This window comes from Actinomadura sp. 9N215 (assembly GCF_044326345.1).
Lineage (GTDB): Bacteria > Actinomycetota > Actinomycetes > Streptosporangiales > Streptosporangiaceae > Spirillospora.
Genome location: NZ_JBIRBA010000012.1, coordinates 239246 through 264738, shown reverse-complemented (window position 1 = coordinate 264738; position 25493 = coordinate 239246). Strand labels below are relative to the sequence as shown.

26 protein-coding genes and 1 pseudogene are annotated in these 25493 nt (G+C 71.4%); 14 read left to right on the top strand and 13 right to left on the bottom strand.

The window, feature by feature from the left end; genetic code table 11:
• Positions 1-5 precede the first annotated feature (5 nt).
• Positions 6-863: an NUDIX domain-containing protein gene (locus ACH34T_RS21820; protein WP_395994029.1), complete on the bottom strand. Its 858-nt coding sequence runs from the start codon at positions 861-863 to the stop codon at positions 6-8.
• A 57-nt stretch (positions 864-920) separates the two neighbouring features.
• Here ACH34T_RS21820 and sppA point away from each other — a divergent pair, with 57 nt between their 5' ends.
• Both sppA and ACH34T_RS21810 read left to right on the top strand, forming a co-directional pair.
• On the top strand, positions 921-2624 hold the full coding sequence (gene sppA, locus ACH34T_RS21815; protein WP_395994028.1) for a signal peptide peptidase SppA: 1704 nt from the start codon (positions 921-923) through the stop codon (positions 2622-2624).
• 47 nt (positions 2625-2671) lie between these two features.
• On the top strand, positions 2672-3103 hold the full coding sequence (locus ACH34T_RS21810) for a flavin reductase family protein (RefSeq protein ID WP_395994027.1): 432 nt from the start codon (positions 2672-2674) through the stop codon (positions 3101-3103).
• Here the strand turns inward: ACH34T_RS21810 and hutI are convergent.
• From hutI to hutH, 5 genes and pseudogenes are all read right to left on the bottom strand, one after another.
• The gene (gene hutI, locus ACH34T_RS21805; RefSeq protein ID WP_395994026.1) at positions 3091-4275 is read right to left on the bottom strand and encodes an imidazolonepropionase; all 1185 of its coding nucleotides are present in this window, start codon (positions 4273-4275) and stop codon (positions 3091-3093) included. The two genes, ACH34T_RS21810 and hutI, sit on opposite strands and share 13 nt — an antisense overlap.
• Before the next feature lie 29 nt (positions 4276-4304).
• Positions 4305-5690: a formimidoylglutamate deiminase gene (locus ACH34T_RS21800; RefSeq protein ID WP_395994025.1), complete on the bottom strand. Its 1386-nt coding sequence runs from the start codon at positions 5688-5690 to the stop codon at positions 4305-4307.
• Positions 5691-5700: 10 nt separating this feature from the next.
• A pseudogene (locus tag ACH34T_RS21795) lies at positions 5701-6916 on the bottom strand (allantoate amidohydrolase).
• Between the two features lie 40 nt (positions 6917-6956).
• Complete coding sequence (gene hutU, locus ACH34T_RS21790; protein WP_395994024.1) at positions 6957-8612, bottom strand: urocanate hydratase; 1656 nt, start codon at positions 8610-8612, stop codon at positions 6957-6959.
• Between the two features lie 78 nt (positions 8613-8690).
• The gene (gene hutH / locus ACH34T_RS21785; RefSeq protein ID WP_395994043.1) at positions 8691-10235 is read right to left on the bottom strand and encodes a histidine ammonia-lyase; all 1545 of its coding nucleotides are present in this window, start codon (positions 10233-10235) and stop codon (positions 8691-8693) included.
• 268 nt (positions 10236-10503) lie between these two features.
• Between hutH and ACH34T_RS21780 the strand changes: the two genes are divergently transcribed.
• The 10 genes from ACH34T_RS21780 (at position 10504) to ACH34T_RS21735 (ending at position 16667) form a co-directional block, all read left to right on the top strand.
• Entirely contained in the window at positions 10504-11124 is a 621-nt protein-coding gene (locus ACH34T_RS21780; RefSeq protein WP_395994023.1) for a DUF4360 domain-containing protein, read from the top strand.
• A 77-nt stretch (positions 11125-11201) separates the two neighbouring features.
• The gene (locus ACH34T_RS21775) at positions 11202-11987 is read left to right on the top strand and encodes an IclR family transcriptional regulator (protein WP_395994022.1); all 786 of its coding nucleotides are present in this window, start codon (positions 11202-11204) and stop codon (positions 11985-11987) included.
• Positions 11988-12096: 109 nt separating this feature from the next.
• Positions 12097-12546: a YbaB/EbfC family DNA-binding protein gene (locus tag ACH34T_RS21770; protein WP_395994021.1), complete on the top strand. Its 450-nt coding sequence runs from the start codon at positions 12097-12099 to the stop codon at positions 12544-12546.
• Entirely contained in the window at positions 12543-12941 is a 399-nt protein-coding gene (locus tag ACH34T_RS21765) for a hypothetical protein (protein WP_395994020.1), read from the top strand. The genes ACH34T_RS21770 and ACH34T_RS21765 overlap by 4 nt, the downstream gene beginning before the upstream one ends.
• Before the next feature lie 16 nt (positions 12942-12957).
• Positions 12958-13287: a hypothetical protein gene (locus ACH34T_RS21760; RefSeq protein ID WP_395994019.1), complete on the top strand. Its 330-nt coding sequence runs from the start codon at positions 12958-12960 to the stop codon at positions 13285-13287.
• Positions 13287-13781 carry a hypothetical protein gene (locus ACH34T_RS21755; RefSeq protein WP_395994018.1) on the top strand — a complete coding sequence of 165 codons (495 nt, stop codon included), beginning with the start codon at positions 13287-13289 and terminating at the stop codon, positions 13779-13781. Before ACH34T_RS21760 ends, ACH34T_RS21755 begins: the two co-directional genes overlap by 1 nt.
• 27 nt (positions 13782-13808) lie before the next feature.
• Complete coding sequence (locus ACH34T_RS21750) at positions 13809-14303, top strand: EndoU domain-containing protein (RefSeq protein WP_395994017.1); 495 nt, start codon at positions 13809-13811, stop codon at positions 14301-14303.
• A gap of 23 nt (positions 14304-14326) precedes the next feature.
• Entirely contained in the window at positions 14327-14770 is a 444-nt protein-coding gene (locus tag ACH34T_RS21745) for a hypothetical protein (protein ID WP_395994016.1), read from the top strand.
• A 164-nt stretch (positions 14771-14934) separates the two neighbouring features.
• Complete coding sequence (locus tag ACH34T_RS21740) at positions 14935-15861, top strand: ATP-binding cassette domain-containing protein (protein WP_395994015.1); 927 nt, start codon at positions 14935-14937, stop codon at positions 15859-15861.
• Positions 15858-16667 (top strand): hypothetical protein, encoded by an 810-nt coding sequence (locus tag ACH34T_RS21735; protein ID WP_395994014.1) that lies wholly within the window; start codon positions 15858-15860, stop codon positions 16665-16667. The genes ACH34T_RS21740 and ACH34T_RS21735 overlap by 4 nt, the downstream gene beginning before the upstream one ends.
• 6 nt (positions 16668-16673) lie before the next feature.
• On the opposite strand, the gene ACH34T_RS21730 is transcribed toward ACH34T_RS21735, so the two are convergent.
• The 6 genes from ACH34T_RS21730 to ACH34T_RS21705 all read right to left on the bottom strand — a co-directional run bounded on the left by ACH34T_RS21730 (position 16674) and on the right by ACH34T_RS21705 (position 21923).
• Complete coding sequence (locus tag ACH34T_RS21730; protein WP_395994013.1) at positions 16674-17201, bottom strand: GNAT family N-acetyltransferase; 528 nt, start codon at positions 17199-17201, stop codon at positions 16674-16676.
• Positions 17202-17413: 212 nt separating this feature from the next.
• Positions 17414-18205, bottom strand: coding sequence for an alpha/beta fold hydrolase (locus ACH34T_RS21725; RefSeq protein ID WP_395994012.1), 792 nt, complete (start codon positions 18203-18205; stop codon positions 17414-17416).
• 159 nt (positions 18206-18364) lie between these two features.
• Positions 18365-19288 (bottom strand): ABC transporter substrate-binding protein, encoded by a 924-nt coding sequence (locus ACH34T_RS21720; RefSeq protein ID WP_395994011.1) that lies wholly within the window; start codon positions 19286-19288, stop codon positions 18365-18367.
• Between the two features lie 16 nt (positions 19289-19304).
• The gene (locus ACH34T_RS21715) at positions 19305-19991 is read right to left on the bottom strand and encodes an ABC transporter permease (RefSeq protein WP_395994010.1); all 687 of its coding nucleotides are present in this window, start codon (positions 19989-19991) and stop codon (positions 19305-19307) included.
• 76 nt (positions 19992-20067) lie between these two features.
• Positions 20068-20718: an ABC transporter permease gene (locus ACH34T_RS21710; RefSeq protein WP_395994009.1), complete on the bottom strand. Its 651-nt coding sequence runs from the start codon at positions 20716-20718 to the stop codon at positions 20068-20070.
• A complete protein-coding gene (locus ACH34T_RS21705) occupies positions 20718-21923 on the bottom strand; it encodes an ABC transporter ATP-binding protein (RefSeq protein WP_395994008.1) in 1206 nt (401 codons plus the stop codon). Before ACH34T_RS21705 ends, ACH34T_RS21710 begins: the two co-directional genes overlap by 1 nt.
• 177 nt (positions 21924-22100) lie before the next feature.
• Between ACH34T_RS21705 and ACH34T_RS21700 the strand changes: the two genes are divergently transcribed.
• Positions 22101-23564: an aromatic amino acid ammonia-lyase gene (locus tag ACH34T_RS21700; protein WP_395994007.1), complete on the top strand. Its 1464-nt coding sequence runs from the start codon at positions 22101-22103 to the stop codon at positions 23562-23564.
• A gap of 3 nt (positions 23565-23567) precedes the next feature.
• On the opposite strand, the gene ACH34T_RS21695 is transcribed toward ACH34T_RS21700, so the two are convergent.
• Entirely contained in the window at positions 23568-24575 is a 1008-nt protein-coding gene (locus tag ACH34T_RS21695; protein ID WP_395994006.1) for a LacI family DNA-binding transcriptional regulator, read from the bottom strand.
• A 180-nt stretch (positions 24576-24755) separates the two neighbouring features.
• On the opposite strand from ACH34T_RS21695, the gene ACH34T_RS21690 reads away from it, so the two are divergent.
• Complete coding sequence (locus ACH34T_RS21690) at positions 24756-25280, top strand: cysteine dioxygenase (RefSeq protein ID WP_395994005.1); 525 nt, start codon at positions 24756-24758, stop codon at positions 25278-25280.
• The last annotated feature ends 213 nt before the right edge of the window (positions 25281-25493 follow it).

Here is a 25493-nt window from a genome sequence, read left to right as displayed (position 1 = left end):
GGGGTCTAGAGGCGGTCGAGGAGCCAGCGGGGGCCGGTGACGGCGGCTCCGGCGGCCCGGCAGCGGGCCTTCAGCTCCCGGTCGGCCGTCACCACCAGATGGACGGTGTCGGGCCGCGCCTCCCGCACGAGCTCAACGATCCGGTCGTCGCCGCTGCCGGGCGCCGCCACCACCCGGACCCCGTTCGCGGGCGCGTCGGCGACGCCCCTCGCCGCGCCCTCCACCACGAGGACGATCTCCGGGAAGCAGCGGTCGAACGGGACGAGCCCGTCCGGCACGCCCCGCACACCGGCGTTGAGGGCCTTCAGGTCGTCGCGGAGCCTGGCGTTCGCGCCCGCGCGGTCCTTCCACCAGCCGTCGGCGCGGGCGCCCACGACGTTCGCCGCGTCCACGACGAGGACGAGGCTCTTCATCGCGTCCTGCAACCGTGGCCACGACCGCGCGAACGGCTCGAACAGCTTCCGGTCGGTGACCTCCCCGGCCCGCACCCATTCCGCGCGGCGCGTCTCCCGCGACGCGGGCTCGACGGGCACCCGCTCGGTCAGCGAACCCATGACGGACGTGAACGACCAGCCGCCATGGTCTTCGACGCTGGTGCCGTGCACGGTCACGGTCCCGACGTCGAGCGTGCACTCCTCGGACGTCTCGCGCAGGGCGCCCGTAACGGCGTCCTCATGGCTGTGCAGCGCGCCGCCGAACATGCCCCACGTCCCGCCGCCGAGACCCCACCAGGCGCGCTGCTGCAACAGGATCCACAGCTCGCCGCCGGCGTCGCGGTGGTAGGCCAGGAGCCCGGCGGCGCCGAACCGTCCCCAGTGCGTGTGCCCGAGGTCGCAGTCCGCCCAGCCGTCGCCGTCTCCCATGCGACCGACGATATCCGCTGGCCGACCCATTCACGGCGCACCGCATAGGCTGGGTCCATGGTTGATCCCGGCACAGTCGTCAACGTGATCAAACAGGCCCGCGACCGGCGGACGGCCCCGCTGATCCTGGAACTGGACCTCACCGAGGGCATAGTGGAGGTGGCGCCGTCCGACCCGATCTCAGCGATCATGTCCATGCGGCGGACGAGCCTGCGCGACGTCCTGGACGGCCTGCGCCGCGCCCGCTCCGACACCCGGGTGCGCGCCCTCGTCGTGAAGGTCTCCGGCGGGATCGGGCTGGCGCTCGTCCAGGAGCTGCGCGAGGCCGTCCGGGAGCTGCGGGACGCGGGCAAGCTGACCGTCGCGTGGGCGGAGACGTTCGGCGAGGGCGGGCGCGGCACCGTCCCGTTCTACCTGGCCGCCGGGTTCGACAAGGTGTACCTGCAGCCGACCGGCGAGGTCGGGCTGACCGGCGTCGCGATCGAGGAGCCGTTCCTCGCGGGCGCGCTGGAGAAGGCGGGCGTGCAGCCGAGGTTCGCCAAGCGGCACGAGTACAAGACCATGGCGAACACGTTCATGGAGAAGGCGTACACGCCGGAGCACGAGGAGTCGTCGCGGCGCCTGGTCGACTCGCTCGGGGAGCAGATCACCGCCGGGATCGCCGCGGGCCGCGGCCTCCCGGAGGGCAAGGTCCGCGAGCTCACCGACCGGGGCCCGCTCCTCGCGGACGAGGCCCTCGCGGAGAACCTCGTCGACAAGCTCGGCTACCGCGACGAGGTGTACGCCGACCTGCGCGCGGAGTTCGGCGAGGAGGCGCAACTGCGCTACGTCGCCCGCTACAACCGCGCGCACGGACTGGCGAGCAGGCTGCCGCAGCCCGGCCGGCAGGACGCCGTCGCGCTGATCAACGGGCACGGCCCGATCCGGCTCGGCCGCAGCGGGCGCGGCGGCCCGTTCCCGAACTCGGGCCCGGCGATGGGCTCGGACACGATCGGCGCCGCGTTCCGCGCCGCCGTGAAGGACGACCGGGTCAAGGCGATCGTGTTCCGCGTCAACAGCCCGGGCGGCTCCGCCGTCGCGTCCGACGCGATCTGGCGGGAGGTGGTGCTGGCGCGGCGCGCCGGCAAGCCCGTGGTCGTGTCGATGGGCAACGTCGCGGCGTCCGGCGGCTACTACGTGGCGATGGCCGCCGACACGATCGTCGCGCAGCCCGGCACCCTCACCGGCTCGATCGGCGTCGTCGCCGGGAAGGCGCTGGTGAACGGGCTCCTCGACCGGATCGGGATCGGGTTCGGCAGCGTCGCGGACGGCGACCACGCCCGCATGTTCAGCGCCACGAAGGACTTCAGCGACTCCGAGTGGGAGCGCGTCAACGCGTCCCTCGACAAGATCTACGACGACTTCACCTCGCGGGTCGCCGAGGGCCGCGGGCTGTCGCGCGAGCGCGTCCACGAGCTGGCCAGGGGCCGGGTCTGGACGGGCGCCGACGCCAAGGAGCGCGGTCTCGTCGACGAGCTCGGCGGCATCGACCTGGCGCTGGACGTGGCCCGCAAGAAGTCCGGCCTCGCCGCCGACGCCCCGATCCGCGTGTACCCGCACACGTCGCCGCTGGAGCGGCTGCGCCCGCCGGAGTCCAGCGAGGACCGCGCGGCCGCGGCCGCCCGGTTCGACGCGTGGGGCTCGCTCGGCGGACTCGCGGCCCGGCTCGGCCTGCCCGCCGCCGGTCCGCTGACGCTGCCGGGCACCTGGGAGATCCGCTGACCGCCACGACCGACTTCGTCGAGGCCGTCGCGGGGTTCGCCACGGGCGTGGTCGTGCTGACCGTCCGCGACGGCCGCGACGACCTCGGCACGACGGTCACGTCGTTCATGTCGGTGTCGCTCGAACCGCCGATGGTCGTCGCGGGCGTGGCGACGTCGTCGTACCTGTCGGAGGTCCTGAACCGGCAGGGGCGGTGGGCCGCGACCGTCTTGTCGTCGGGCCAGCGCGCTCTGGCCGGACGCTTCGCCGCCGAAGGCCGTCCAAGCGCCCGCATCCTCCTGGCAAGCGCGCCCCACCATCGCGGCGGCCATTCGGACGCCCTCATCCCCGAGTCGGGCCTCGCCGCCCTCGAATGCGAGACCCGCCAGACCTTCGCCGCGGGCGATCACACCCTGTTCGTCGCGGAGGTCCTCGCCGCCGACTACATCGCCCGCGACGAGAAACCCCTGATCAGGGTCAACCGCCGCTACCTGACCTGAGTTCCGGCCTTCCAGACGGCGGCCGTCTGGGGGACGCCGGGACGGTAGGCGAGGTGGATGTGGGACGGGGCGTCCAGCACGTGGACGTCCGCGCGCGCGCCGACTCCCAGGTGGCCGACGTCCGTGCGGCGGAGCGCGCGGGCGCCGCCGGCCGTCGCCGACCAGACGGCCTCGGCGGGCGTCATGTGCATGTCGCGGACGGCCACGGCGACGCAGAACGCCATGCTGGAGCTGTAGCAGGACCCGGGGTTGCAGTCGCAGGCGAGGGCCACGGTCGCGCCCGCGTCCAGGAGGCGGCGGGCGTCGGGGTACGGCTGGCGGGTGGAGAACTCGACGCCCGGCAGGAGCGTCGCGACCGTCTGGGACGACGCCAACGCGTCCACGTCGGCGTCGCTGAGGAACGTGCAGTGGTCGGCGGACGCGGCGTCCACCTCGACGGCGACCTGCACACCGGGGCCTTCGGTCAGCTGGTTCGCGTGCACGCGCGCGCTCAGCCCGGCCGCGATGCCCGCCTTCAGGATCTCGCGGGCCTGGTCGGCGTCGAAGGCGCCCCGCTCGCAGAAGACGTCCACCCAGCGGGCGTGCGGGGCGCAGACCGACAGCATGTCCGTGGCGGCGAGGCGCGCGTATCCGGCGGTGTCGCCCTCGTACTCGGCGGGCACGAAATGCGCCCCGAGGTAGGTGACCTCGTCGGCGAACTCCGCCGCGATGCGGACGGCCCGCTCCTCCTGCTCGACCGTCAGGCCGTAGCCCGACTTGCACTCGACGGTCGTCGTGCCCTGCCGGGCCATCTCGCCGATGAGGCGGCGGACGTTGGCGCGGAGCTCGTCGTCGGACGCGACGCGGGTGCGTTCGACGGTCGTCCGGATGCCGCCGCCGTCGTACTTCTGGCCGCTCATCCGGGCGGCGAACTCCTCGGCGCGCTCACCGGCGAAGACGAGGTGGGCGTGGGAGTCGACGAAGCCGGGGAGGACGGCCCGTCCGGCGGCGTCGAACGACGCGTCGGCGGGGGGCGCGTCGGATGACGGGCCCGTCCAGGCGACCTTGCCGTCCTCGATCACCAGCGCGGCGTCGCGGACGATGCCGAGACCGCCGCCGGTGGCGGGATCGTTGGTGACCAGTTCCCCGATGTTCGCGATGACCGTGCTGCTGGTGCTGGTGCTGGTGCTCACCCCGGGAAGGATGTCATGTGGCATTCGCGTCACTCCGGGTCGGGTGCGGTGTCGGTGTCGTCGCCGGTGACGGCGGCGATGGCCGCGGCGAGGGCGGCCGGGACGTCGTCGATCAGCAGGTGCCGCCCGTCGTGGACGATCTGCCGCCCCGACACCACCACGTGCCGGACGTCGGCCGCCGTGGCGGCGAACACGGCCGCCTCGGCGGCGTAGTCCGGTCCGGACCCGGCGGTGGCGCCGGCGGTGCGGACCGTGTCGAGCGCGACGGTGACGAGGTCCGCGTACGCGCCGGGTTCGAGCCGTCCCGCCTCCGGCCAGCCGAGCCCGTAGTGGCCGTTGGACGTGGCCGCGGCGAGCAGCTCCCCGGCCGTCCAGTGGCCTCGGGCGCGGGTGCGGAGGCGTTCGTCCAGCTCGACCGCGCGGGCCTCCTCGAACAGGTCGACGACGGCGTGCTGGTCGGAGCCGAGGCAGATCGGCGAACCGGCGTTCGCCAGGTCGCGGGCCTGGCCGATCCCGTCGGCGAGGTCCCGTTCGGTGGTCGGGCACATGCATACGCCGGTCATCGTCGTCCCGAGGAGGCCGATGTCGTCCTCGGTGAGGTGCGTCGCGTGGACGGCCGTGGTGAGCGCGCCGAGCGCTCCCGACTCGGCGAGTAGGCGCGTCGGCGTCAGGCCGTAGGCGTCCAGGCACGCCTCGTTCTCGGCTGGCTGCTCGGACAGGTGGACGTGCAGCGGCGCGCGATGCTCCTTCGCCCACGACGCGACCGCGCCGAGCTGCTCGCGCGGCACCGCCCGGACGGAGTGGATCGCGGCGCCGACCCGGGCGTGCAGCCGCCCCGCTTTGTCGGTCTCCTCGTGCAGGCTGCCGACGCGGCGCGCCCAGTTCCCGGCGGTGCCGTCGCCGAAGCGGAGCTGCGGGCCGGTGAGCGGCTCGCCGATGCCGCCCGCGAGGTAGCAGGCGTCCAGGAGCGTGATGCGGATGCCCGCGTCCGCGGCGGCGGCGATCAGCGCCTCGCCCATCGCGTTCGGCTCGTCGTACGGGTCGCCGCCCGGCCGGTGGTGCAGGTAGTGGAACTCGCCGACGCAGCTGATCCCGGCCAGCGCCATCTCGGCGTACACGGCGGCGGCGAGCGCACGGTAGGAGTCGGGGTCGAGACGGTCGGCGATCTTGTACATCTGGTCGCGCCACGTCCAGAACGTTCCGGAATGGGCCTGGACGCGGGACCGGAGCGCCCGGTGGAAGGCGTGCGAGTGCGCGTTCGCGAGGCCGGGCAGCGTCAGGCCGGGCAGGCGCTGGGCGCTCTCCGGCGCGGGGACGCCGGGCGCGACGCGCGTGATCCGCTCGCCCTCGGCCTCGATGAGCACGTCGGACGCCACGCGGTCGCCGAGCCAGGCGAGTTGGGCATGCCATTGCATATGCGGATTCCTACCCGGCTGCCCTGGTGCTACAAGCGAGGTCGTCCAGTACCGCCGCGAGGGCCTCCACTCCGGCGAGGCAGTCGGCCGGTTCGGCGTACTCCGCGGGCGCGTGCGAGACCCCGGTCGGGTTGCGGACGAACAGCATCGCCGTCGGCAGCCGAGCCGAGAGGACGCCCGCGTCATGCCCCGCGCCCGTCGGCAGGACCGGGACGCCGCCCAGCGTCTCGCCGATCCGGTCGCGCAGGGCGTGGTTGAAGTCGACGATCTCGGAATAGGACTCCTCGGCGAGATCGACGCTCACCCGATGCGGGCGGGCGGCGACCCGGGCGGCCTCGTCGACCTCCGCGACCGTGCGGCGGACGGCGTCGTCCGCCGGGCCCCGGGCGTCCAGCCAGCCGGTCACGGACGAGGCGATCGCGTTCACCCCGCCCGGGACGGACCCGGACCTTTCCGACCGTCGCGACGGTCTCGTTGCGCTCGGCCGCCTCCCGCGCGGCGATCACCATGGCGGCGAACGGGAGCATCGGGTCGCGACGGTCGGGCAGCCGGGTCGTCCCGGCGTGGTTGCCCTCGCCCGCGAAGTCGAACCGCCACCGCCCGTGCGGGACGATCGCGCTCGCGACCCCGACCGGCGCGTCCAGCGCCCGCCCCTGCTCGACGTGCAGTTCGACGAGGCAGCCGATGCGTCCGAGGAGGTCGTCGTCAGGGCCGATCGCCTCGGGGTCGAACCCGGCGTTGTGCAGGACCTCCGCGAACGTGCGTCCGTCCGCGTCCGCGAGGCCGCGGGCCCGCGCCGGGTCGATCGCCCCGGCCAGCAGCCGCGACCCCAGGCACGCCACCCCGAACCGCGCGCCCTCCTCCTCGGCGAACGCCGCGATCCCGATCGGCCGCCCCGGCTTCGCGCCCCGCTCGCGGAGCAGGTCGACGGCGGCGAACGCGGACACGATGCCGAGCGGCCCGTCGAACGCGCCGCCGCCCGGCACCGAGTCCAGATGGCTCCCGGTCAGGACGGCGTCGCCGCGCGAGCCGCCGTCCGGGAGCCACCAGGCGATCATGTTGCCGTTCGCGTCGTGCTCGACGTCGAGGTCGCGGCGGCGCGCCTCGTCCAGGAACCAGGCGCGGCACTCCAGCTCGGGCGGCGTCCACGCGAACCGGTGGTAGCCGCCGGTCGCGTCGTCCCGCCCGACCGGGAGCAGCGCCGCCCACATCTCCTCGAAGCTCATGCGCGCTCCCTGCGGCGGCCCACCTGCGGTCTCGGTGCTCTCATGCGCGCATCGGGATGCGGACGCCGCGCTCGTCGGCGATCTCCGCCGCGCGGTCGTAGCCCGCGTCGACATGCCGCATGACGCCCGTCCCCGGGTCGTTGGTCAGGACGCGCTGGAGCTTCTCGCCCGCGAGGGCCGTCCCGTCCGCGACGCAGACCTGGCCCGCGTGGAGGGACCGGCCGATCCCGACGCCGCCGCCGTGGTGGATCGACACCCATGTCGCGCCGGACGACGTGTTCAGCATCGCGTTCAGCAGCGGCCAGTCGGCGATCGCGTCCGAACCGTCCGCCATGCCCTCCGTCTCCCGGTACGGGCTGGCGACCGAGCCGCAGTCGAGATGGTCGCGGCCGAGGACGATCGGCGCGCTGATCTCGCCGCGCGCCACGAGGTCGTTGAACACCTCACCGGCCTTGTCTCGCTCGCCGTAGCCGAGCCAGCAGATCCGCGACGGCAGGCCCTGGAAGTGGACCTTCTCCTGCGCCATCCTGATCCACCGGGTCAGCGGCTCGTTGTCCGGGAACAGGTCGAGGATCGCCTGGTCGGTGCGGGCGATGTCGGCCGGGTCACCGGACAGCGCCGCCCACCGGAACGGCCCTTTCCCCTCGCAGAAAAGCGGACGGATATAGGCGGGCACGAACCCGGGGAAATCGAAGGCGCGCGTGTATCCGGCGAGCTGCGCCTCACCGCGAATGGAGTTCCCGTAGTCGAAGACCTCGGCGCCCGCGTCCTGGAAACCGACCATCGCCTCGACGTGCGCGGCCATCGACGTCCGGGCCTTGTCGATGAACGCGGCCGGGTCCTTGTCGCGCTCGGCGGCCATGTCCTCGAACGCGACGCCGCGCGGCAGGTACGCCAGCGGGTCGTGCGCGCTGGTCTGGTCGGTGACGATGTCGATCGGCGCGCCCCTGCGCAGCAGTTCCGGGACGACGTCGGCCGCGTTCCCCAGCACCGCGATCGACAGCGGACGCCGCTCGGCCTTCGCCTCCTCCGCGAGCCGCAGCGCCTCGTCCAGGTCCGCGGCGTGGACGTCGCAGTACCGGTGCTGGACGCGCCGCTCGATCCGGGACGGGTCGCATTCGATGCAGATCGCGACGCCGCCGTTCATCGTCACGGCGAGGGGCTGCGCGCCGCCCATCCCGCCGAGCCCGGCAGTCAGCGTGATCGTCCCGGCGAGCGAGCCGCCGAACCGCTTCTCGCCGACGGCCGCGAACGTCTCGTAGGTGCCCTGGAGGATGCCCTGCGTGCCGATGTAGATCCACGACCCGGCGGTCATCTGGCCGAACATCGTCAGCCCGAGCGACTCCAGCCGCCGGAACTCCTCCCACGTCCCCCACTGCGGCACCAGGTTCGAGTTCGCGATCAGCACCCGCGGCGCCCACTCGTGCGTCCGGAAGATCCCGACCGGCTTGCCGGACTGGACGAGCAGCGTCTCGTCCCCCTCCAGTCCGGACAGGGACCTGATAATGCCGTCGAACGCGTCCCAGTTCCGGGCCGCCTTCCCGGACCCGCCGTAGACGACCAGCTCGTCCGGATGCTCGGCGACTTCGGGATCGAGATTGTTCTGGATCATGCGCAGGGCGGCCTCCTGCGGCCAGCCCTTGGCGGCGGTCAGCGACGTGCCGCGCGGCGCGCGGACGGGACGTGGACCTGACATCTTCGGCTCCTTCGAGAGAGCGGGCTAGGAGAGCTGGTCAGAGAGCTTTTCGAGTGCGGGCTCAGGACGAGAGCGGGCTTAGGAGAGGCGGCCGGTGACGGCCTCGGCGGCGGCGATCAGCGACCCGTCCCGGACCATCTCGGTCGCGGCGGCGATCTCGGGCGCGAGGTAGCGGTCCGGTCCCGGCGGCGGGACGGCCTCCCGCAGCTTCGCGACGACGGCGCCGGTCGCCGGTCCGGGACGCAGCGGGGTGCGCAGGTCGAGGGCCCGCGCGGCGGTGAGGATCTCGATGGCGATCACCTGCGCGAGCCCGTCCACGGACCTGCGCAGCTTGCGGGCCGAGTTCCAGCCCATCGACACGTGGTCCTCCTGCATGGCCGAACTCGGAATGGAGTCGGCGCTCGCGGGCGCGGCGCGGCGCTTCAGATCCGACACGATCGCCGCCTGCGTGTACTGCGCGATCATGTGCCCGGAGTCGACGCCCGGATCGTCGGCGAGAAAGGCGGGCAGCCCGTAGGACCGGCCCTTGTCGAGCATCCGGTCGGTGCGCCGCTCCGACATCGAGGCGACGTCCGCCGCCGGCACGGCGAGGAAATCGAGGACATAGGCGATGGGCGCCCCGTGGAAATTGCCGTTGGACTCGACTCGTCCGTCCGGCAGCACCACGGGATTGTCGATGGCGGACGCGAGTTCCCTGCCCGCCACCAATTCGGCGTGCTCCAGCGTGTCGCGGGCCGCCCCGTTGACCTGCGGGGCGCAGCGCAGCGAGTACGCGTCCTGCACGCGCGTGCAGTCGGGCCCGCGATGCGACTCCATGATCTCCGAGTCGCCGAGCAGCGCCCGCAGGTTCGCCGCCGACGCCGCCTGCCCCGGATGCGGCCGGAGTTCCTGCAGGTCGGCGGCGAAGACGCGGTCGGTGCCGAGCAGCGCCTCGACGGTCATCGCGGCCGCGACGTCCGCGGCCGTGAGGAGCCCGTGCAGGTCCTCGATGGCGAGGACGAGCATGCCGAGCATGCCGTCCGTCCCGTTCAGGAGGGCGAGCCCTTCCTTCGCGCCCAGCGTGACCGGCGCGATCCCCGCCTCTTCCAGCGCTTCGGCGGCCGGTTTGAGCACGCCCTGCGCGTCCCTGACCGACCCTTCGCCGATCAGCGCGAGCGCCACATGGGCGAGCGGCGCGAGGTCCCCGGAACAGCCGAGGCTCCCGTGCTCGAAGACCTGGGGCGTGATGCCGGCGTTCAGCAGCGCGGCGAGCGTCCGCACCGTGGCGGGCTGGACGCCTGTCCGCCCGGTGGCGAGCGTCCGCAGCCTGAGCAGCATCAGCGCCCGGACGACCTCCCGCTCGACCTCGGGCCCCGTCCCCGCCGCGTGCGACCGGACGATGTTCAGCTGCAGCTGCGCCCGCTTCTCGGGCGCGATGTGCCGGGTGGCCAGCGCCCCGAACCCGGTGGAGACACCGTAGACGGGCGTGGGACGCGCGGACAGCTCCTCGATGTGCCCGCGCGCGTCCGCGACCAGCTTCAGCGCCTCGTCCGTCAACGAGACCGCCGCACCGCGCCGCGCGACCGCCGCGACCTGCGCGAAGCCGAGCGGTTCCGGTCCGACCCGAACGCCGCCGTCCCCCATGTCAAAGCTCATACCCACCATTGCACCGCCCCCGTCCGCCCAGCACGAGCCCCTGCCCGCCGAAGCTGTCTCAGATCCGAGACAGTGCCGCCGCGACGGCGCGGCGAAGCCGGTCGGTCATATTGAACGCGACAATAGAATGGATTTTCACCATTGCATGCCAATTTAATTGAAATTACTCTCGATGAAGTGTCGGTTCCGGCGATATCGACCGGCCGAACCGACCACAGGCAAGCCCTGGCCACCCCCCTAACCAGGAAGCTCCCTCATGACGCACCCCGGAATCAAGGCGACCGTGACACTGAGCGTCGCCCTGGCCCTGCCCGTCTCGGCCTGGCCACCCGCGTCCGCGGCCTCGATGGGCGACGACCCCACATTCGAGATCGCGACCGTCAACGGCTCGGGATGCCCGCCCGGGTCCGTCAGCGCCGTCACCGGCACGGGCGGCTTCACCATCAAATACCGCGCTTTCACGGCCAGGATCGGCGGCGACGCCAAACCGACGGACTTCCGCAAGAACTGCCAGATCAACCTGAAGGCCACCGTCCCGAAGGGCGTCACCTACGCGGTGATGGGGTCGGACCACCGCGGCTCCGCCGACCTGGGGCCCGGGACGACCGGTCACCTCAAATCGGCGTTCTACTTCGCGGGCACTCCGCAGCTCAGCACGTTCACGGGAGAGATTCGCGGCCCTGTCGCCGACGGCTGGCAGCTCAGCCAGAAAGTCCCGCCCAGCCATCTCCAGTGGGTGCGTTGCGACGATCCTTCGAGCATCAATCTCAACACCGAAATACGCCTGGCGTCCTCGGACAAGACCAAGCCGGGCGTCCTGGACGTGAACGCCGAACTCGGCACTTCCTACCACCTCGCATGGAAGACCTGCCCCTGACGGAGATCCCGCGCCCTTGACCCGTGCGCAGGGGGGCCGGGCCGACCAGCTCGTCTCAGATACGAGACAATGGGGTCATGTCCCAGGTACCGGCCGCCCGCCGCGCCCTGGCGGTCCTGCGCCTGCTGGCCACCGCCCCGGGCCCCCTGCCCGCGTCCTCGATCGCCCGCTCCCTCGGCCTCCCCCGCTCCAGCACCTACCACCTCCTGACCGCGATGGCCGAGGACGGCTTCGTCACCTACATCCCCGAGGAACGCCGCTGGGGCCTGGGCGTCGCGGCCTTCGAGATCGGGTCCGCCTACCTCCGCCACGAACCCCTGGAACGCCTGGCCCGTCCCCTGCTCCGCCGCCTCGTCGACCGCGTCGGCGAGATCGTCCAGCTGGGCATCCTGCACGGCGCGGAGACCCTCTACCTGCTCAAGGAGCAGCCCGTCCGGCACGCCACGCTCGTCACCGACGTGGGCGTCCGGATGCCCGCCCACCTCACCGCCAGCGGCCGCTCGATGCTCGCCCACCTGCCGCCCGCCCAGGTGAGGGCCCTGTTCGCCGTCCCGGTCGCCACCCGCGCGGCCCCCTTCATCAGCCGCACCGGCCGCGGCCCCACGACCCTCACCGACCTCCGCCGCGCCCTCGGCGAGGACGCCCGCCGCGGCTGGTCGGCGGAGGACGGCCACATCACCGAGGGCTTCGCCAGCATCGCCGCCTGCGCCTTCGACCACACGGCCCACCCCACCGCCGCCATCACCATCACCTTCCGCCGCGAAGACCACCCCGAGGAAGCCTGGCCGAGCCTGGCCGAACAGGCCCGCGCCACCGCCGCGACCCTCACGAACCGCCTGAACGGCCGCCTCCCCCACCCCTGACCGCCGCTCGGCCGGAACCACCCGCGTCCGGAATTCGTCCATTACCCGAATGCACTCGCAAGCTGGTAGTACCGTCTATGCGGGTTCCTCTGGACATCAGGGAGCATCGGTGACCGGACCCCCTTCTGAAAATGCGGAAGACCGGCTGGTCAAAGCACGTGAGCAGCTGAAACTGTTGCGCACCGCGACCCATTCCGGCTCGCCCGAAAAAGGGCCTACGGCAGCGTCCGGCGGGCAGTCGGGACGCGGCGCAGGCACGGCGGACGAAGAACGGGTCAAGGCCACCGCGGCCAAAGGACGCCTCGCCGGTCTGGAACTCGATCCCCGCGCAATGCGGTCCTCACCAGAGGAACTCGGCGCGCACATCGCCACGGCCGCCAACGCCGCGCTGGACGACCTGCGCGCCCAGGCGAAACCCGCCGACACCGAGCCCACCGTCGACCAGGCCGCACTCGTCCAATCCCTACGGGACGTCCAGGAACAGGGCATGCGCCAGATGGCCCTGATCAACCAGTCGATCGGCGAGGCATTGGCGAAAGCGCGGGCGAGCATCCGATGAGCTACGAACGCGCCACCGACGACCTGGAAAAGGTCCTGGGAAACGTCCTCAGCGCCGCCGCCCAGCCCCCTCCCACCACTCCGGAGACGTCCGCCGAAGGACACGACCCCGACCGGACGATCCGAGCGGCGGTGACCCCCGAGGGCCGGATCGAGACCGTCGAAATAGGCCCTCGCGCCGCGCGCCTGGACTCGCACGAAATCGCCGAACGCGCCATGGCCGCCATCAACGCCGCCCTCGACGCCTGGGCGGCACGGTCACCCGGCCCCGCCTCCGAAGGGCCGGCCGCCGACCTCGACGGACGCCTGCGCGAAGCCCAGGACCGCAGCCTCCGGCAACTGAGCGAATACACCCGGTCACTACGCGACCTGATGAACTCCTTCGAACCGCGCTGAACAAGGAGAAGAACCCATGGGAATGCCCGGATACGAGGTCGACCCCGAGGGGATCCGGCGCTCCGGAATCGGCATCGGCTCCTCGGCGCAGAAGCTGAAAGCCGATTGGGAAGCGTTCCGGTCCGAACTGGCCGCCTTCGGCGAACCATGGGGAACCGACGACATCGGCTCCCTGATCGGCGAGATGTACCGCGCGGTCTACGAGGTCGCCGCGGAGTGCTACAACGACAACGTCGAGACCATGACCGAGGACTCGGACGCCGTCCAGGCGGTGGCCGCGAACCATTTCCGCGCCGAGCAGCACAACGTCACGGAGGTCAACCGAGTCCGGGACGTGCTGGGCTGATGGGCCTCCAGCTCCCCGGCGAACTTCGCTCCCTCCTGTCGATGCTCGGCTACACCTGGCCCGAGGCCGACGAAGTGAAACTCCTGGAAATGGGCAACGCCTGGCTCCGCTTCGCCGGCTCCCACAGCGGTCCCCTCGGCGAGGCCGACGCCCAGGCCCAGCGGGTGTGGCAGGCCAACAAGGGCGACGACATCGAGGCGTTCCGCAATGCCTGGACGGCCGAAGAGTCCCCCAAGACCAACCTCGAGGACTTCACCACCGCCGCGAACATCATCGGCGCGGGCCTCATGGTGTGCGGCGGCATCGTCCTCGCCCTGAAGATCAACGTCATCGTCCAGCTGACGATCCTGGCCATCCAGATCGCCCAGGCCATCGCCACCGCCGCCCCCACCTTCGGCGCCTCCCTCGCCGAGATCCCCATCTTCAAGATGATCACCGGCGCCATCATCGACCTCCTCATAGACCAGGCCCTCCAGGTGATCCTCAATGGGTGACGTCGCGAACTCCGCGGACAGGGCAGCATGACCGCGAAAGGCAAGGCGGCCGGGGGGCTCATGGCCTCCGCGATCAAATTCCTCAAGAGAGCCAACCGCCGCAACCGCCCCGGCAGGATGCGCCCATGGGCTCGCGACCACGTGATCGGCGGCGGCCACGTCAACGCGCAGGGGCGGGGTTCCGGCTATCACTATCGCCCCGGCGGCCAGGACTTCCCGGGCCGGCGGATCATACCCGGCACCAAGAACGTCGACACCAGAACCGGAGCCTATACGGCTGAACCTGAATACTGGAATCCGAATGGGAATCCTCCGGGCTGGGTTCCCAAGGGCGGTAACAACGGAGTCAGTTCCTTCTTTCCCGATAACTGGACCGCCGCTGAGGTCGACGCCGCCATTCCCGGCGCCTTCCGGAACGCCCAGCCGATCGGCGGCAACATGTGGCGCGGCGAGTACCGCAATGTGGTCATTGAGGGGTACTATCATCAGGGTGGTCTCGGCCACGGCTGGCCCGTGGTGTAACTCTGGAGGGATCGGAGCCATAAGTGACGTTCATGACATTCAGGCTGGATCAGTTCGGGCTGCCGCTTTTTCGTGCCGACAGCAGTCGTTACGACGCTCTCGGCTACTGGCTCATCAGCGACGTCTCCATCCACAAGCTCGTCTGTCTTGACGCCCTGGCCATGCTGGCGGACGTATCCGCCGGGCGCGATCCGTTCGAGCCCTGGAGCAGCGACAACTACACGGTCACCTTCACGCCCACCGGAGTCTCGATCAGAAGCAATTGGTCCGATGAGTCCGGTGAATATGGAGTTGACGAGGTCCGGCAGGCGGTAGAGGAATTCTGGAGGTTTCTGGTCGCCCAGCCGGACAAGCCCCATATGGTGCGGGAATACCATCCCGAGTTGCCCGACTGGCAGGCCAGCCTTCTTCGCTGGGAGGAGAAGTGGAGCCGCAGACACCCCTCCCGCGGCACGCTTTTCGACTAGGAATGGCCGAAGCGCCCACCCCGTGACCTTCATCGGCGGGGCCCGCGACGTTCGGGTTCCTGACGAAAGTCAGGGGTGGGGGGTGGCGTTCGGGGAGTGTGGCGGGTGTTTCCGGCCGCCTAGGTTCGGGCTCGGCATGATGGACGGTCGAGCGGAGAACCCCAGTGATCACTTTGCGGGGACTGACGAAACGGTACGGGGACAAGACCGCGGTGGACGACCTGTCGCTGGAGGTGGCGGCGGGTAAGGTCACCGGGTTCCTCGGCCCGAACGGGGCAGGGAAATCCACCACGATGCGCATGATCGTGGGCCTGGATCATCCGAGCGCGGGCGAGGCGCTGGTGGGCGGGCGCAGGTATGCGGGAATGGCGCGTCCGATCCGTGAGGTCGGGGCGCTGCTGGACGCGGGCTCCGTGCACCCCGGCCGTCCGGCGCGTGCGCAGCTGCTGGCGATGGCGCGCAGCAACGGAATTCCGCGGGCGCGCGTGGACCAGGTGCTGGGGCTTGTCGGGCTGGAATCCGTCGCGGGGCGCCGGGTCGGTACGTATTCGCTGGGAATGCGCCAACGGCTGGGAATCGCGGGAGCGCTGCTGGGCGATCCGGGCGTGCTGATGTTCGACGAGCCGGTGAACGGGCTCGACCCGGACGGAGTTCTGTGGGTGCGGCGGCTCATGCGCGGGCTGGCCGCGGAAGGCCGCACGGTTTTCGTGTCGTCGCACCTGATGAGCGAAATGCAACTCACGGCCGATCAGCTGGTGGTGCTGGGCCGCGGACGCCTCCTCGCCGACGCGCCGATGGCCGAGGTGATCGCGCGCGGCTCCGGCAACGCGGTCCGGGTGCGCAGCCCCCGCGCCGCCGACCTCGCGGAACGGCTCGCCGCCGTCGGCGCCGAAGTGCGCCGGGCGGACGAGAACGAACTGCGCGTCACGGGACTTCCGGTAGACCGGGTCGGCCTCATGGCGTACGAGGCGGGATTCCCCGTGCTCGAACTGACCGCCGTCGAAGCGTCGCTGGAAGAGGCGTACATGGATCTGACCGGGGCGAGCGTGGAATACGGCACCGGCATGCCGGGGGCGGAGGCACTGCGATGACGACGAAAACAGGCCCGATGAGCGTCGAGATCGGAAAAGCGTCCGGCGGGGGTATGCGGGGCGCGGTCGCGGCCGAATGGACGAAGTTGTGGACGATCCGTTCCACGTACTGGGGCCTCGCCGGCGCACTGACGCTCATGATAGGGCTGTCCCTGCTAATGGCGCAGGCAACGGTGTCGAACAACACCGATGAGCGCGCACTGGAACACCCTGGAGTGGTCTCGGTCAGCGACATCGCCACCGGCTCGCTGGACATGGTGCAGTTCGTGATCCTGGCCCTGGCCATTCTGATGATCACGGGTGAATACGCGACGGGAAGCATCCACGCGACGCTCCAATGGATCCCGCCGCGAGGCCGAATGCTGTCGGCTAAAGCGGCCGTCGCGGCGGCGGTCGTCTTCCCGTCCGGGGTGCTGCTGAGCCTGGCGGGCACGGCCGTCGCCTATCCCGTCCTCGGAAAGTGGGGACGCCTCGACGCGGGCGACGTCGTCCACGACGCACTCATGACGGGCCTGTACCTGGCGGTGCTGAGCGTCCTGATCATAGGCGTCGGGGCCATGCTCCGCAGCACCGCCGCGACCCTGACCACCGCGTTCATCTTCATCATGGTGTTGCCGGTCATGCTGGCCAACAGCCGTTCGGAACTGCTCATAGACGTCGCGAAAGGCCTGCCGAGCAAGGCGGGCCAATACCTGCTCAAGGGCGACGCCCCCTATCCGGCGACGATCGCACTGGCAATTCTCGCCGCCTGGACGGCGGCGGCGCTGTGGGGCGGAATCACCGTCCTGCGCCACCGCGACGCCTGATCTCCTTCAGGCCGGGCACGTCCGGTGGTCGAGGCGCTGGCTGAGGATCGCGCCCTCCCAGCCCTCCAGAAAGGTCGACTTGATTCGCCCCGACTGAACGAAACCCGCCCTTTCGTAGTAACGGACGAGCCCCTGATCTCCGCCCGCCCAACACTGGACCCTGAGCAGGGTGATCCCCCTTTCGGCGGCTTCGGCCCGGGCATGGTCCAGCAGCAGTTTGCCGACGCCGAGCCCGGCGACCCGCCGATCGATGACAAGGGCCTCCAGAAAAAGGTCCGGCTCCTCGACGGGAGGGATGGACTGAGGAGCGGCCCCCAGCCGCATGGCCCCGACCACATCGCCCCCGTGCTCGGCGACGCGCATCTCACCCGACTCGGCGAACCGCCGGACCCTCGCGATGCTCTTCGGGCTCTCCGACCAGGGCTCCGAGCCCCACTGTCCCGACCGTCCGGACGCGACGAGCCATTCGACCGCCCGATCGTAGAGCGCCAGAACAGCTGGAACGTCCGCCATGTTCCCGATCCGGATACGCACCTCAACCTCCGCTTCACACCGCACTGCCGTGATCGAATCCCTCGCGCGACGTTAGTCGGACATCAGACGAACTGCCATGAGCACGGTCACAGCAGGCCGGTGCCGACGGTCTGGACGGCGTGGAGGAACTCGCGTCCGGTGGGGAAGCCGTCGGGGTCGGCGAGCCATTGGGCCGCCAGGCCGACGAGGAGCGCCTGGTAGTACGCGCCGATTCAGTTCCGGGTCAGGTAGTCGGTGAGGGCGGGGGCCAGTACGTCGGGCGAGACGATGTGGCCCTGGTCGGGGAGGATCTGGAGCCGTCCGTCCGGCATGGCGGCGGCGATCTGTTCGGCCGTCTCGATCATCCATGAATGGCTGGTGCCGCCGCACAGCACGAGCGTGGGGACCGTCACGCCGCGCGCCTGCTCGATCGGGGTGCGTCCGCCCCGGCTGTCCGCGCTCACAACCTCGAACGGGTCGATGGGCAGGGTCCGGGCGCTCGCCTGGGTCCCCGGGTTCTGGCTCATGAAGTCGACGAGCTGCTGCGGCATCCCCGTGGGCGTCAGGAAGGCCGTGATCGCGTCGGCGGGACGGTCCTGTGCGAGGAGTTCCTTGATGGTGGCGAGAAGCGCCCGCGACCTTTCGCGTTCCTCCGGGTCTTCCTGGAGGAGGAAGGGCGGCTCGTGGAGGACGAGCCCGGTGATGGGCAGGCCGGACGCCGCCGCGTGCAGCGCCAGGGCCGCCCCGGACGAGTGGCCGTACACCGCCGCCTCCCCGCCGGCCTCGGCGATGAGCGCGCCCAGGTCTTCGATCTCCTGCTGGACGGTGTCCGGGGCGGTGTCGCCGCTGTCGCCCCGTCCGCGGCGGTCGTAGCCGAACACGGTGAAGTGCCGTCCCAGCTCGGCGGCCAGCGGGCCGGTCGCCAGGCGGTCGCACAGGGCCCCGGCCACCAGGACGACAGGCGGGCCCTCACCGGTTCGCTCGAACGCGATGGCGGTTCCGTCGGCCGAGATCACTGTGCTCATGGTCGTCCCCTCATGATCGATCCGTCAGGGTATCGGTGCCGCGCCTCTCCATGACGACGCGCGCGCACATCGGAAATCGACAGGCGCGGCGCTCCTTCTTGAAACGGCTCGGGCCCCGCTCCACGAATCGCGGAGCGGGGCCCGAGCGAACCGAGCGGGTCAGGCCAGGCCGGACTTCTTGAGCCACTCTTCGGCGACCTTTTCCTGGTCCTCCTTGTCGATGGCGATGCGCTTCATCATGTCGAGGAGATCCTGGGTGGTGAGCTTGGCGGAGACGGCGTTGAGGGCCGTCCGCGCCGTGTCGTTCACGGACTTCTTGTGCACCAGCGGCGTCACGTTCTGGGCGCTGAAGACGTTCTTCGGGTCTTCCAGGACGACGAGTTTGTTCTGCTCGATGGTCGGGTCGGTGGTGAAGAGGTCGGCGGCCTGGATCTTGTTCTCGGTGAGGAGTTTCACCAGCGTGGCCTGGGCCCCGGCGTCGAACGGCTGGAACTTCTTGAATTCGAGGCCGTAGGCGCTCTTGAGGCCGACGAGACCCTGCTGCCGCGTCTTGAATTCGGACGGGCCCGCGATGGTGAGGTCCTTGGCGACCGGCTTCAGGTCGGCGATGGACTTCAGGCTGTACTTCGCGGCGGTCTGCGGGTTGACGGTGACGGAGTCCTTGTCCTCGGCCTGGGCGGAGTTCAGGATCTCGACGTCGGCGGGCAGTTTCGCCTTGAGCGCCGCGTTGATCTCCGCGGTCGTCGCGGCGGTGCTGTTCTTCTCGACGGACGTCGTCAGCAGCGCGCCGTTGTATTCGGGCATCACGCTGATGCCGCCCTTCACGACCTGGTCGTAGTAGACCTCGCGGGCGCCGATGTTGAATTTGCGGGTGACCTTGACGCCCTTCGCTTCCAGGGCCTGCGCGTAGAGCTCGCCGAGAAGGTTGCTCTCGGGGAAGTTGGCGCCGCCGACGGTGACGGTGCCGCCGTCGCCGCCGCCACCGGCGAGCGGGTTGTCGTCGCCGGAGTCTCCGCCGCCGCAGGCGGACAGCGTCAGGGCGGCCACCAGGCCGACGACCGCGCCACGGATGAGTTTCTTCATTGTCCTTTTCCTTCGGTCAGGATGAACGGGCGGAGCCGAGCAGGCCCGGCGAGACGATGAGGCGGCGCAGCCCCGCGAAGACCAGCTGGACGATCAGCGCGAGCAGCACCACCAGGACGGTGCCCCCGACGACGAGCTGGTAGTCGTTGCGGGCCAGGCCGTCGATGATGTAGCGGCCGAGGCCGCCGAACCCCGGGTACGCGGCGATGGTGGCGGTCGCGACGACCTGGATCGCGGACGTGCGGAGCCCGAGCAGGATCAGCGGCAGCGCGATCGGCAGCTCGGCCCGCCACAGCACGCCCCAGCCGGTCATGCCCATGCCACGGGCCGCGTCCTTGGCGTCGGCGTCCACGGCCCGGACGCCCTCGAAGGTGTTGACGAGGATCGGCGGGACGGCCAGCGCGACGAGCGCGATCAGCACCGGCGTGATGCTGTACTCGATCACGACGACGAACAGCACCAGGCCGAACGTGGGGATCGCGCGGGCGACGTTCGCGACGCTGATGGCGAGGAAACCGCCGCGTCCGGTGTGCCCGACGAGGAGGCCGAGCGCCAGCCCGATCACGGCGGCGCAGAACAGCGACACCCCGCTGTAGTAGACGTGCTGGAGCAGGCGGTGCGGAATCCCGTCGGCGCCGTGCCATTGGGAGGACGCGGTCAGCCACGTCCAGAAAAGGTCGATCTGGTTCCACAGGTCGTTCACGACGCCCTGCCTTTCTGGGGGGCGACCCCCAGACCCCCGGGGAGGCGGCCTGAAGATCCTCGCTTCGCTGCGGTCATCAGGCCGCCTTCCCGCGCGCCCGCGCCCAGGGTGTGAGCAGCCGTTGGACGGTGACCAGGATCGCGTCGGTGACGAGCGCCAGCAGCACGATCAGGACGGTCGCGGCGACGATCTGCGTCTGGAACTGGAGCTGGTAGCCGCGGATGATGTCGTAGCCGAGCCCGCCCTGCCCGATCAGCTGCCCGACGGCGACGAGGCTGATGGACGACACCGCGGCGACCCGCGTCCCGGCGATGACGATGGGCACGGCGATCGGCAGCTCGACCTGCATGAGGCGGCGGAGCGTTCCGAATCCCATGGCGGTCGCGGCCTGCCGGACGGGTTCGGACACCGACGCCAGGCCGTCCACCACGTTCGGGATCAGCACCGACAGGCTGTACAGCGTCAGCGGGATCATGACGGTGGACGCGGTGAGCCCCGTGTACTGGATGAAGATCATGAACAGCGCGAGCGACGGGACCGCGTACAGGACGTTCGCGATGGTGAGCGTCGGCGGGTAGAGCCAGCCCCAGCGGCGGCACAGCACGCCGAGCGGCAGCGAGATGAGCAGGCCGAACAGCACCGGCAGCAGCGCCAGCCTGAGATGGATGAGCGCGTGCTCGGTGAGCGTGTCCCGGTGGTCGGCGATCCAGGACCAGTCGATGTCCATCAGCCCGCGCCTCCGCCGTCCGGACGGGCGTCGTCGCCGGGCGTGTCGTCCACGTCATCCGCGTTCACGTCGTCCACGGCATCCACGGCGGTGGCGCCGTTGCCGCCGTTGCCGTTGCCGTTGGTGTGGGTGCCGTGGGTGGGGACGGCGAGGAGGTCGGTTCCGGCGGCCGTGCCGATCACCGCGCCCGCCTCGTCGACGCCGACCGCCAGGCCCGCCGGGGACAGGACGGCCGCGTCCAGCGCGACGCGCACGGAGTCGGCGCCGACGCGGAACGTGGCGCCGACCGGCGCGAGCGGCGCCTCCGACAGCGCGCCCGCGACCTGGGTGGGACGGGTCCAGCCCAGCGGACGGCGGCCCTCGTCGACGACGAGCACCCAGTCGAGACCGGCGACGTCGGCGGGGTCCGCGGTCACGGACCGGACGGCGTCGTCGCTCAGCCGCAGGTCGCTCGTCCCGGCGAAGGAGAGCGTGCGGATCCCGCGGTTCTGGCCGATGAAACCGGCGACGAAGTCGTCGGCCGGATGGGCCAGGAGGTTCTCGGGGCTGTCGACCTGGACGAGCCTCCCGCCGGTCTGGAACACGGCGATCTTGTCGCCGAGCTTGATGGCCTCGTCGATGTCGTGGGTGACGAACACGATCGTCTTGTGCAGCTCGTCCTGGAGGCGGAGGAACTCGTCCTGCAGTTCGGCGCGGACGACGGGGTCGACGGCGCTGAACGGCTCGTCCATCAGCATGATCGGCGGGTCGGCGGCGAGGGCGCGGGCGACGCCCACGCGCTGCTGCTGGCCGCCCGACAGCTGGAACGGGTACCGCTTGGCCATCGAGTGTTCGAGCCCGACCCGCTCCATCAGCTCCAGCGCCCGCTCCCGCGCCTTCTTCTTGTTCCAGCGCAGCAGGTACGGGACGGTGGCGATGTTGTCCTCGATCGTGCGGTGCGGGAACAGCCCGGCGTGCTGGATGACGTAGCCGATGCCGCGCCGCAGCTCGGCGGGCCGGTTCTCGCGGACGTCCTGCCCGTCGATGAGGACCCGTCCGGACGTGGGCTCCACCATCCGGTTGATGGTGCGCAGCGCCGTGGTCTTGCCGCCGCCCGACGTGCCGACGAACACGGTGATGCGGCCGGCGGGGCAGTCGAGGCTGACGTCGTCGAGCGCGACGGTGCCGCCCGGGTAGCGTTTGGTGACGCCCTCAAAGGTGATCAACGATTCACTCCTCGCAGGGCGCCCTCGACGCCGTCCATCGACTCCGGCTTCTGCCTGCCGTAACTCGGTTCTACCCAACCGTAACTAATGGGTACGGTCACCGTGATGTCCCGGCGTGTCCGGAACTTGAGATCTGGAGCATAACGACCAGTAATGCAGGGAAAGTAGCGTTGCGCCGTGGAGCACAGCCGAATCGTTATCGACGGGACGGCGCTGACCTGCGCCCAGGTGGTACGCGCGGCCCGCGAGGATGTGACGGTCGCCATAGCGCCGGACGGCGTCGACCGGGCCAGGGCGGCCTGGCGGACGGCCGCCGAGGTCGCCGCGTCGCAGCCGGTGTACGGGCGGACGACCGGCGTCGGCGCGAACCGCGTCGTCGACGTCGAGTGGGAGGACTCCGACGCGCACGGGCTGCGGCTGCTGCGCAGCCACGCGGCGGGCGCGGGGCCGCTCGTCGCGCCGGAGATCGTCCGGGCGATGCTGACGGTGCGGCTGAACCAGATCGCGGCGGGCGGCTCGGGCGTCGAACCGGGCGTGTTGCAGGCGCTGGCGGACGTCCTCAACCTGGGCCTTCTTCCTCCGGTGCCGGTGTACGGCGCGATCGGGACGGGCGACCTGACCGCGCTGGCGTCGACGGCGCTGTGCCTGCTGGGCGAGCGGCCCTGGCGGCCGGGACCGGACGGCGCGGCCGAGCGCGGCCCCGGCTACCGGCTGCGGTCGGCCGACGCGCTGGCGTTCATCAGCTCGAACGCGGCGACGCTCGGCGAGGCGGCGCTCGCGGTGGCGGACCTGCGGGAGCTGCTGAGCGCGTCCACGGTGGTCGCGGCGCTGTCGCACTTCGCCGTCCGGGGGTCGGGCGAGCCGTACGCGCGGGCCGTGCAGGACGCGTGCCCGCATCCCGGCCAGCAGGACGTCGCGGCGGCGATGCGGACGCTGCTCGCCTTCGACCAGCCCGCGCCGATGCGCATCCAGGACCCGTACGGCTACCGGGCGTTCCCGCAGGTCCACGGGCCCGCGCTGGAGGCGGCCGGCTACGCCGAGCAGGTCGTCGCCCGCGAGATCAACGCCGCCGCCGAGAACCCGCTCGTGGACGTCGCGGGCCGGACGGTCTGGCACAACGGCAACTTCCACACCGCGTACGTCGGCCTCGCGCTCGACTCCGCCCGCGCCGCGCTGTTCCAGACCATGGCGCTGGCCGCGGCCCGGCTCGGGACGCTCGCGGAGCCGTCGTTCACCGGGCTCTATCCGTTCCAGGGCGCGACGGAGGCGTCGTCCGGAATCATGATCTTGGAGTATGTGGCGCATTCGTGTCTCGCGGACGTCCGCCGCCTCGCGACCCCGGCGGCGCTCGGCAGCGCGGTGCTGTCGCGCGGCGTGGAGGAGCACGCGGGCTTCTCGACGCAGTCGGCGCGCGCGACGACCGACGCCGTCGCCGCGTACCGGCTCGGGCTCGGCTGCGAGCTCGTCGCGGGCGTCCGGGCGCTGCGGATGCAGGGGCGCGCGCCGTCCGGCGGGCCGCTGCGGTCGGCGCTCGACCTGGCCGCCGCCGTCCTCGACCCGCGCGTGGAGGACCGGCCGCTGGACGCCGACATCGCCGCCGCCGCGGACCTGCTCCCCGGCCTGGCCCGGCTGCACCCGTGACCCCTAGCCGGACCGCTCGCCGGTGGAGGCGCGGACGCGGAGGGACGGCTCCCGGACGACGCGGCGCCTGCGCGGCTTGCCGTCGATGACGTCCACGACGAGCCGGACGGCGGAGTGCACGATGCCGTCGATGTCCCAGTCGACGGTGGTGAGCGGCGGGGTGAGCAGCGCCGACATCGGATGGTTGTCGTACCCGCAGACCGCCACGTCGCCGGGGACGTCCAGGCCCAGCTCGCGGGTGGCGGCGTAGACGCCGTAGGCGATCGAGTCGGCGAAGCAGAACACGGCGGAGGGGCGGTCGGAACCGCCGAGCACCCGCAGGGCGACCTCGGTGGACGCGGCGAGCGACTGCGGCACGACCACCACGCCGACCCGCAGGCCCAGCCGCTCGGCCTCGGCGTTCACGTGCACGTCGGCGGGACGGTCGGGCGTGCTGGCCCCGGTCGGGGTGAACACGGTGACGCGCTGGTGCCCGAGGTCGCGCAGGTGCTCCAGCGCGAGCGTGACGCCGCGCCGGTTGTCGAACACGACCTCGCCCTGCGCCTGGCCGCCGTGCAGCGCGTCGCCGATGGACACCACCGGGATGGTGCCGGCGAGCTCCGTCCACAGCGCGGCGGACGGGTCGAGCGGCTGGACGATCAGGCCGTCCACCCGCTGGTCGCGCAGCCGCCTGGCGAGCACCAGCTCCCGCTCGGGATCGCCGCCCGCGTCGACGATGAGGGCGTAGCGGTCGCGGGCCAGCAGCGCCCGGCCGATGCCGACGGCGAGGGACTGCTGCCAGTAGTCCTCCAGGGAGCCGCACAGCAGCCCGACCTGGTCGGTGCGGCCGCTGGCCAGCGCCCGCGCGATCGGATGCGCCTCGTAGCCGAGCTCGTCCGCCGCCGCGCGGACCCGCTCCTGCGTCTCCTCCGATGTCTGGATCCCGCGCAGCGCGTACGAGACGGCCGCAGGCGACAGACCCGTCGCCTGCGCCACTTCCCGGATGGTCGCGCGCTTGCGCTTCTCCGACATCCCCCCAACCCTAGACGCCGCCACTGACAAACCCGCGGACCCGACTTGACGGGACGTCCTCTGAATCGCTTCACTGAAACGGTTAACTGATACGGTTCAGCAGCCGTGTCCAGCCCGTTCGCCGTGCGCTCGACACACTCGGCGCGCGCGGCGACGAGAGAATCGGAGAGGAGCGAACCCGTGTCATCCGAGGTCCTGTCCCGCCCCGCCGGATTCGAGCGCCTGCCAGGACGTCCCCTCGACAGGCACGAGCTGCGCGCGCTGGTCGACGGCCTGGCGCAGCGGCCGGGGCTGTGGCGGCAGCACGTCGTGTTCTCCGGCGGGCGGCGCCACTACGCCTCGCTCTACCGCGACGAGCACGTGGACGTCTGGCTCCTGTGCTGGACGCCCGAGAACGACACCGGCTGGCACGACCACGACGTGTCGTCGGGCGCCGTCCGCGTCGTCGCCGGTGCGATCGAGGAGAACAACCCGCGCATCGGCGGCGACCCCGTGCGCATCGTCGTCGGCGAGGGACGGTCGTTCTCCTTCGGTCCCGACCACATCCACCGGCTCACCGGCCTGGAAGACGCCAGCGTCTCCATCCACGCCTATTCGCCGCCGCTGGACCGGCTCGGCCAGTACTCCATCGACGGGTCGGGCGTGATGCGCCGCCTGACGGTCAGCTACACCGACGAGCTGCGGCCGCCGGACGACCCGTCCTGACGAGCCTTCCGAGGCTGGAGCCTCCGGCGGACCCGACCGGGGGAGACGGGCCCGCCGGAGGCGGTGCGTCCGGCCGAAGCCCGCTCACATCGGCCGGACGCCCCACACATCGTTCAGCGCCGCCGCTCGCCGACATGTCACACCAGCCCACTTCACGGGGCAGACATGTCGCATCGGGGCGAGATCCAGTGATCGGTCCGGGCGCGCCCATAC